The sequence below is a fragment of the Flavicella sp. IMCC45668 genome (assembly GCF_057219105.1).
This window is the reverse complement of record NZ_CM170114.1, coordinates 3,792,834-3,801,551: the sequence shown is the minus strand read 5'-3', so window position 1 is coordinate 3,801,551 and position 8,718 is coordinate 3,792,834. Positions and strand designations below refer to the sequence as shown.

Below are 8,718 nucleotides of genomic sequence, written 5' to 3'. Positions count from 1 at the left end.
TGTTTTAATAGAGTAAATTTTTAGTTAATCCTTGTCTAAATTGACACGTTCCCATCGCTCATTTTAGTTATACAAAAGTGTGAATATTTTTTAGTATAAAAAAATGAATTCACTATAGGTTCTTATTTATTTTTTCCGTAAAATAACAGCATAAATTTAGAAAATGATAGAAAACAACACATCGTTTAAGATAAGATATAGTGAAACGGATCAAATGGGGTATGCACACCATGGAAACTATGCACAATACTTTGAAATCGGTCGATTGGAATTGCTCCACGACTTAGGTATTTCCTATAAAAAAATGGAAGAAGAAGGTTTAATACTCCCTGTATACAGTATAAACACTAGGTTTATACAACCTGCTAGATTTGATGACACCTTAAGACTAAGAACTTTATTAAAAGAAATTCCAGGAGCACGGATTACTTTTGAATATGAAATTTACAATTCAGAAAACAAAAAAATTAGTACCGGAGAAACGGTTTTGGTTTTCGTAGACACGAAAAAAAATAAACCCATAAAAATTCCTCAAGACTTGCTTTCCAAAATCTTGGATAAATTCTAAAAATTAAAATTCAATTTTTAAAAAGACTAAAAAAATTAGAGTTTTTTTACATCTATAAAATGAAATGTTTCGAACATGTTTTTCACCTGTGAAAACTCTGATTTTTTTACGCTTAAAATCAACTTACAACTTGCGGTCATTTCTTGAGAAAAAACAGTTAGCCTTTTTTGTTTTACCACCCGCATCACTTTATTCATATGTTGGTAATGAAACGTAAGCTGTAATTTATCTTCAATTGTTTTTTCAATGATCTCGGAAACCTCCATAGTTATTTGAGCTGAAGTTCTATAGGCTCTAATCAAACCTCCTACCCCTAATTTTACACCACCAAAATAACGAACTACAACTATTAAAACATCCGTAACTTCTGCAGCTAAAATCTGCCCATATATTGGCTGCCCTGCTGAATTACTCGGTTCTCCGTCATCATTTACACGAAATCGGACAGGATCTACCCCCAACTTGTAAGCATAACACCAATGTCTCGCAGCATGATGAGTTTTCTTAATCTCCACTAGCAATTCCTTCACCTGCTCCTCCTCTTTAACCGGAAAAGCATAGCCAAAAAATTTACTTCCTTTTTCTTTAAAAAGTGTTTCCTCTGATTTTTTTTCTATCGTTTTATAAACATCTACCACCATATTTAATAACTACTTGGAGTTTTTAAAAACCTTTAATAAAGTTCCTTTCAAATCCGTAACTGTATCGGGTAGAACAGGTAATTCGGGAGCTTTTACTCCTTCACTAAAATAATTTTCGCCATAAAACACCCGTGCCTCATCCCAAACCCCCTCTCTAATAAATGAATTCAAAGTTTGTGAACCTCCTTCTATGATAATTGATTGAATTTGGTATTTCATTAAAATAGAACACAGTTGTTTGATCACATCAGCATCAAAATTTAAAGGTTCATAAACAATTAACTCATCTGAATCTGGTAGCAAATCACCAGAAACACTTGTACATACAATCGTTTTTACCGACCTATCAAACAGATAATTTTGTTCCGATACACGTAGCGTTCTATCCAACAAAACCCTAACAGGTCCGTCTCCACCCCAAGTTCTCACATTTAACTTTGGATTATCATCTATTGCAGTATTAGTTCCAACTAAAATCGCATGCTCTTCAGCCCTCCATTTATGTACCATTTGCCGTGAAACAGTATTGCTTATCCAAACCGGACGTCTCGTTTCTTTATGTAGAGGAGCTACAAAACCATCTTGAGTTACAGCCCATTTCAATATGATATAAGGCCTTTTTTTATTCTGAACCGAAAAAAACCTTTTGTGTTGTTCAAGACATGCTTCTTCTAAAACTCCAACCTTAACATCGATTCCATTTGAAATCAATCGCTCAATTCCCTTACCAGAAACAACAGAATGCGTATCCACACATCCAATAACAACTTTAGGGATTTTATGCTTTATGATATAATCCGCACAAGGTGGCGTTTTTCCAAAATGAGAGCACGGCTCTAAGGTTACATATAAAGTTGCTTTTTGCAATAGCTTTTTATCAAACACCGCGTCAATAGCATTTACTTCAGCATGTGAACCTCCATATGGACTTGTATATCCTTCACCAATTATAATGTCCTCACAAACAACCACAGCTCCAACAGAAGGATTTGGTCTTGTCAAGCCCAATCCATTTTTTGCTAACTGAATACATCGATTCATGTACAACTCATCTAATCCCATACGGCAAAAGTAAGTCGATTCCTTGAGAGTAACAATTTCATGACTCCAAGAAATTTTATCAATCTGTCCCACTTTTCTAAAAACGAACTTGTATTTTTGCCACATGACAATTTCTCAACTGAAATCCTTGTTCCAATCGGAACTGCAGAACATTTACCCAATCAATGAAATTGATTCCTTTTATCATATTCTAACGGAATCAGAACTTAAGCTTTCGAGAGTTGAAAAGGCACTAAATCCAGAACTAATGATAACGGATTTTTCTGAAGTGTTTTTCAGAAAAGCAATCAAAGAACTTTCAGAAGAAAAACCAGTACAACATATCACAAATAACACAGAGTTTTTCGGTTTAAACTTTGCAGTCAATAAAGATGTATTGATCCCTAGACCTGAAACTGAAGAATTAGTAAGCTGGATACTGGAAAGCACACAAGGTAAAAAGGATTTAAAAATTCTAGATATCGGAACAGGATCAGGATGTATTGCCATCTCTATTGCAAAACACCTTCCCTCAGCAAAAGTATCCGCGATTGATTTTTCAAAACCTGCTTTGGACACAGCAAAAAGAAATGCTGTTGAGAATAACGTTTCCGTAAACTTTATACAACAAGACATTTTAAAAACAGAGCAACTTTCCGATACTTATGATATTATTGTAAGCAACCCTCCCTATATAAGAGAACTTGAAAAAACAGAAATCAAAAAAAATGTTTTATCCTTTGAGCCCCACAGTGCTCTTTTTGTTTCTGACAACAATCCCTTAATTTTTTATAAGAAAATTGCAGATCTCGCCATCAAAAATCTACCTAAACATGGATTATTATTTTTTGAAATCAACCAATATTTAGGGGAAGAAACTCTTAAAATGCTACGCAACACTGGTTTTATCAATAATCAGCTAAAACAAGATATTTTTCAAAATGACCGAATGACAAAATCAGCTATCTACAATTAAAACAGATATGTTATAACTTTAGTTCAAAAAAAACACCCCTTTCAATCAATACAGAGATCCCCTTCTGATTTTCTAAAACAAAAACTCAAAACAATTTAAGTACATTTGCAAAATGAGAATTGACATTATAACCGTATCACCTGAACTAATTCAAAGTCCATTTGAATATTCAATATTAAAAAGAGCACAAGACAAGGGCTTGGCAGAAGTGCACTTTCATAATTTAAGAGACTTTGCTTTAAACAAATACAACAAAATTGATGATTATCAATTTGGCGGGGGTGCTGGAATGGTTCTTATGATAGAACCTATTGACAAATGCATTTCAAAATTAAAGGAGGAAAGAGATTATGATGAAATCATCTACATGACTCCTGATGCTCCTATTTTAAACCAATCCACTGCAAATACACTTTCTTTAAAAGAAAACATCATTGTTTTATGCGGCCATTATAAAGGTGTAGATCAACGTGTTCGTGATTTGTTTATCACCAAAGAAATCTCTATTGGGGATTATGTTTTAAGTGGTGGTGAACTTGGCGCTGCTGTCTTATGCGATAGTATTATCCGACTTATCCCAGGCGTACTAGGAGATGAAACCTCTGCTTTGACGGACTCATTTCAAGATAATTTATTATCACCTCCCGTATACACAAGACCTGCTTCCTATAAAGGAGCCGAGGTGCCAGAAATTTTACTTTCAGGAAATTTCCCGAAAATTGATGAATGGCGATCTGACAAAGCCTACGAACGCACAAAACAAATCAAACCAGAACTTTTAGATGAATAGAGTAACTGAATTTTTAAAATCGTATCCAGCCTTAAGCATCGTTTTAGGGTTTCAACTTTTTAGATTTTTTTTATTGCCATTTATGGGTTTGATGCCCCAAGATGCCTATTACCATTTTTACGGTGAGAATTTATCCCTTTCCTATTTTGATCATCCAGGTATGATCGGATACATTTTGAGGTTTTTCACAACTATTTTTGGCAAATCTGTTTTTGTAGTAAAATTTGCAGACTTTTTCATCACCTCTATCACCTTATTGAGTTTTTACAAACTAGGTAGTCTATTCCTATCAAAAGCCAAACTTAACAATGCCTTAGTGCTGTTATCGACTACTGTTTTTATCTCAATCTTAAGCATCAACTCCACACCCGATGTTCCGTTAATTCTATTTTGGACTCTGTCACTTATCTGCTTAAGCAAAGCCATTTTTGAAAATAAAAAACTTTATTGGATTTTAGGTGGAATCACCATGGGACTAGCCTTTAACAGTAAATACACGGCATTACTGTTACAGTTAGGCTTGATAGCCTTTCTAATTTTCTCTAATAAATACAGAAAACTGTTATTATCTCCATGGGTATGGGCTTCTTTGGTCATTTCAGTTATCGTCACATTCCCTGTTTGGTACTGGAATTATCAAAATGAATTTGCATCCTTCTTATTCCAATCTTCTGACAGGACTGGTAGTATTTCAAAGTTTCAGGTCAAACCAAAATATTTTTTCGGAGCCATTGGACATCAAATATTTTTACTACTACCAATAATCCTAATTAGCTTTTTTACATTAATTTATAAATACATAAAAAAGGCATTCACAAAATTCAAACTTCCATCTGATAAGATTCTGTTTTTATTAGCATTTTTCCTACCTACATTCCTAGGATTCTTTTTATTGACCCCTATCTACTGGGTGAAACTAAATTGGATGATGCCCTCTTATATCTCTGGTATCTTATTAGCTGCGATATTTATCAAAAAGAAGCACATCAAATTACAAGTTTACATTTCAGCTGGTATTCATGTTTTAGTGAGTCTGCAAGTATTATTTTACTTAGTACCGATCAAAAGTGATGACACTTGGGTAGGATGGGAAGAATTAGTTATTGAAACAGAAGCACTTCAAAAAGCATACCCAGACTCCTTTGTTTTTTCTGATGATGGTTATAAAACTACAGCATGTATGACCTTTTTTACGAATCAAAAAATATATGCTCAAAATATCATCGGTAAAAACGCACTTCATTTTGATTATATCGGAGATAACCTTAGCATACTTAAAGGGAAAACAGCAATTTTTATTGACTCTGACAAACGATTTAAGAATAAAGACAAAAATGGTTCTCACCCCGCAGAATTGGATGCATATTTCTCTAAGGTAGAGGAATTAGAACCAATAATCATCCAAGTAAACGGAAAAGATTCTCGTAAATTTTGGGTGTACGAATGCTCTAATTATAAGCCAAACGGTAAATAACCTATAAACAACTAAGAGATAGAAGTTTAAACTTTTTTAAAAAAAATCTTACTCAGGTTTTTAAAATAAAAAAAACAACTATATTTGCAACCTCAAAATCAACCTCTGACGAAAATCGTGAATGTTGCTTATGAAAAAAACCATTAAATAAAAAGAAATGGCAAATTTAGTAGATTTTGTACAAAGCGAATTTGTAGCAAAAAAAGAATTCCCAGAATTCCAATCTGGAGACACAATTACAGTGTATTACGAAATTAAAGAGGGAAGTAAAACTCGTACTCAGTTCTTTCGTGGAGTAGTTATCCAAAGAAGAGGATCAGGAGCTTCTGAAACTTTTACGATTAGAAAAATGTCTGGAACAGTTGGTGTAGAGCGTATCTTCCCAATTAATTTACCAGCTTTACAGAAAATCGAAGTTAACAAGCAAGGTAAAGTAAGAAGAGCTCGTATCTTTTACTTTAGAGAGCTTACTGGTAAAAAAGCAAGAATCAAAGAAATTCGTCGTAAGTAAGACTTACTTTTTTGAAACTCATAAAAACTCGTTAGAATTTTCTAACGAGTTTTTTTTGGTTTTAATAAATCTTATATCATCCTAATAATATTTAAATTACCTCCCGGTAAATAAACCATGAACCCACGACCTTACAATTAAGGAATCATCAACTATATTTTAAATCCCTAAGAATAATGTAAACTAAAACGTATCCGTAATTCTAATTTTCTTTAAATAAATTTCAATCAAATGAGGATATTTTATCATTTTTTCACAAGTCCTCAAAAACCTCTAAGGATATTTTAGCATTTTTCAAAAACAACCTAATATTTCTATTATTTTAGAACTTGATAATCTTCATATTATCACTACATTTGTGCTGCTTTAAAACAGTGTAAAAACTGTGTTAATTCATAAAAAGAAATCCACTTTTATTTTCTGGAAATCTTTTAAGATCAAATTGATAATGTATTACTAGTAATTGATTTTTTTCAATACTATAAATTAAGAATCCTATGACAACAAAGACATCACAAATAGTGTATACAATCACGGACGAAGCTCCTGCATTGGCTACCTACTCTTTTCTACCTATTGTAGAAACATTTGCAAAACAAGCAAATATCAACGTTCAGAAAAAAGATATTTCACTTGCTGCTAGAATCTTAGCTAACTTATCTGAATTTCTTCCTGAAGATCAAAAAGTTGATGATGCTCTTGCTGAATTAGGAGCTTTGGCAAAAACGCCAGAGGCTAACATAATCAAACTTCCAAATATTTCTGCTTCTATTCCACAATTGCAAGCGGCAATTAAAGAATTACAAGCACAAGGATTTGCATTACCTGATTTTCCTGCTACACCACAAAACGAAAAAGAAGAAGCTATTAAAGCAGCTTATTCTAAAGTTTTAGGTTCTGCGGTAAACCCTGTTTTACGTGAAGGTAACTCTGATCGTAGAGCGCCATTAGCAGTATCTCAATACGCTAAGAAAAACCCTCATAGAATGGGGAAATGGGAAAAGGACTCAAAAACACATGTTGCTTCTATGGAAGCGAATGACTTTTATGGATCTGAAAAATCAGCAACACTAGAAAAAGCAACTGAATACAAAATTACTTTCAACGGTAAAGATTTAAAAGGATATGCTCCTTTATTAGCTGGTGAAGTAATTGATACTTCTGTAATGAGTATTAGTGCATTGAAAGAATTTGCCGCTAAAGAAATTGCAGATGCAAAAGCAAACGGTGTATTGTTTTCTTTACACATGAAAGCAACAATGATGAAGGTTTCTGACCCTATTATCTTTGGAGCTATTGTAGAAGTTTTCTACAAAGATGTATTTGAAAAATATGCTGACTTATTTACAGAGTTAAATGTTACTGCAACCAATGGTATTGGTGATGTTTATGCCAAAATAGCAGGACATGCTCAAGAAGCTGAAATTAAAGCTGCTATTGATGCTGTTTATACAGATGCTCCTGCAGTAGCCATGGTAAATTCTGACAAAGGAATTACTAATTTACATGTACCATCTGACGTTATTATTGATGCATCTATGCCTGCAATGATCCGTACATCAGGTCAAATGTGGAACGCAGAAGGACAACAACAAGATACTAAAGCTTTAATTCCGGATAGATGTTACGCGGGTGTTTTCCAAGCTACTATCGATTTCTGTAAAGAAAATGGCGCTTTTGACCCAAGAGAAATGGGAACTACTCCTAACGTTGGATTGATGGCTCAAAAAGCTGAAGAATATGGTTCTCATGATAAAACATTCCAATTGGATGCTAATGGAACTGTTGAAGTTGTAGATATTGATGGTAATGTAATACTATCTCAAGAAGTTCAAGAAGGAGATATCTTTAGAATGTGTCAAACAAAAGATGCTCCCATCCAAAACTGGGTAAAACTAGCAGTAGATAGAGCAAGAGCTACAGGATGGCCTGCAGTATTCTGGTTAGATGAAAACAGAGCTCACGATGCTGAAATCATCAAAAAAGTAAACACATATTTGCCTACTCATGATACAGAAGGATTAGAAATTCATATCATGGCTCCTATCGAAGCTACTTTATTTACATTAAAAAGAGTAAAAGTAAACTTAGATACTATTTCTGTTACAGGAAATGTATTACGTGACTACTTAACAGACTTATTCCCTATTTTAGAACTAGGAACTTCTGCAAAAATGTTATCTATCGTTCCTTTAATGAATGGAGGTGGATTGTTTGAAACTGGTGCCGGTGGATCTGCTCCAAAACACGTTCAACAATTTGAAGAAGAAGGACATTTACGTTGGGATTCATTAGGAGAATTCTTAGCTTTAGCTGTTTCACTTGAAGATTTAGGTATCAAAACTGATAACAAAAAAGCACAAGTTCTTTCTGCTGCATTAAACACAGCAAACAGTGCTTTCTTAGAAAATGATAAAGCTCCTTCTCGTAAGGTTGGTGAGTTAGACAACAGAGGAAGTCACTTCTACCTTGCTATGTATTGGGCACAAGCATTAGCAGCTCAAAACGAAGATGCAGAATTGAAAGAAATCTTCACTCCTGTTGCTTCAGAACTTACAGCTCAAGAAGCTACAATTGTAGAAGAATTGAATAATGCGCAAGGTGCTTCAATGGATATCGGTGGTTATTACTACCCTAACACTGAAAAAGCAGCAACTGCTATGAGACCAAGTACTACTTTAAACAAAGTATTAGCTTCAATCGCATAAGCATTTCAA

The 8,718-nt window shown here is 33.8% G+C and carries 8 protein-coding genes; 6 read left to right on the top strand and 2 right to left on the bottom strand.

Translation table 11 applies throughout. From position 1 onward, the window contains the following. Positions 1-163 precede the first annotated feature (163 nt). Positions 164-568 (top strand): acyl-CoA thioesterase, encoded by a 405-nt coding sequence (locus AC2DZ0_RS15525; protein WP_484642891.1) that lies wholly within the window; start codon positions 164-166, stop codon positions 566-568. Between the two features lie 35 nt (positions 569-603). On the opposite strand, the gene AC2DZ0_RS15520 is transcribed toward AC2DZ0_RS15525, so the two are convergent. Then, the gene (locus AC2DZ0_RS15520) at positions 604-1,209 is read right to left on the bottom strand and encodes an IMPACT family protein (protein ID WP_484642889.1); all 606 of its coding nucleotides are present in this window, start codon (positions 1,207-1,209) and stop codon (positions 604-606) included. A gap of 9 nt (positions 1,210-1,218) precedes the next feature. Next, positions 1,219-2,271, bottom strand: a complete 1,053-nt coding sequence (gene ribD / locus AC2DZ0_RS15515; RefSeq protein WP_484644846.1) for a bifunctional diaminohydroxyphosphoribosylaminopyrimidine deaminase/5-amino-6-(5-phosphoribosylamino)uracil reductase RibD — start codon at positions 2,269-2,271, stop codon at positions 1,219-1,221. Between the two features lie 103 nt (positions 2,272-2,374). Between ribD and prmC the strand changes: the two genes are divergently transcribed. From prmC to AC2DZ0_RS15490, 5 genes are all read left to right on the top strand, one after another. Further along, positions 2,375-3,226, top strand: coding sequence for a peptide chain release factor N(5)-glutamine methyltransferase (prmC, locus tag AC2DZ0_RS15510; RefSeq protein WP_484642887.1), 852 nt, complete (start codon positions 2,375-2,377; stop codon positions 3,224-3,226). Between the two features lie 112 nt (positions 3,227-3,338). Further along, positions 3,339-4,016 (top strand): tRNA (guanosine(37)-N1)-methyltransferase TrmD, encoded by a 678-nt coding sequence (gene trmD, locus AC2DZ0_RS15505; RefSeq protein WP_484490980.1) that lies wholly within the window; start codon positions 3,339-3,341, stop codon positions 4,014-4,016. After that, the gene (locus AC2DZ0_RS15500) at positions 4,009-5,490 is read left to right on the top strand and encodes a glycosyltransferase family 39 protein (RefSeq protein WP_484642885.1); all 1,482 of its coding nucleotides are present in this window, start codon (positions 4,009-4,011) and stop codon (positions 5,488-5,490) included. The genes trmD and AC2DZ0_RS15500 overlap by 8 nt, the downstream gene beginning before the upstream one ends. Before the next feature lie 157 nt (positions 5,491-5,647). Then, entirely contained in the window at positions 5,648-6,001 is a 354-nt protein-coding gene (gene rplS / locus AC2DZ0_RS15495) for a 50S ribosomal protein L19 (protein ID WP_300326325.1), read from the top strand. A gap of 497 nt (positions 6,002-6,498) precedes the next feature. Next, positions 6,499-8,709 (top strand): NADP-dependent isocitrate dehydrogenase, encoded by a 2,211-nt coding sequence (locus AC2DZ0_RS15490; RefSeq protein WP_484642883.1) that lies wholly within the window; start codon positions 6,499-6,501, stop codon positions 8,707-8,709. The last annotated feature ends 9 nt before the right edge of the window (positions 8,710-8,718 follow it).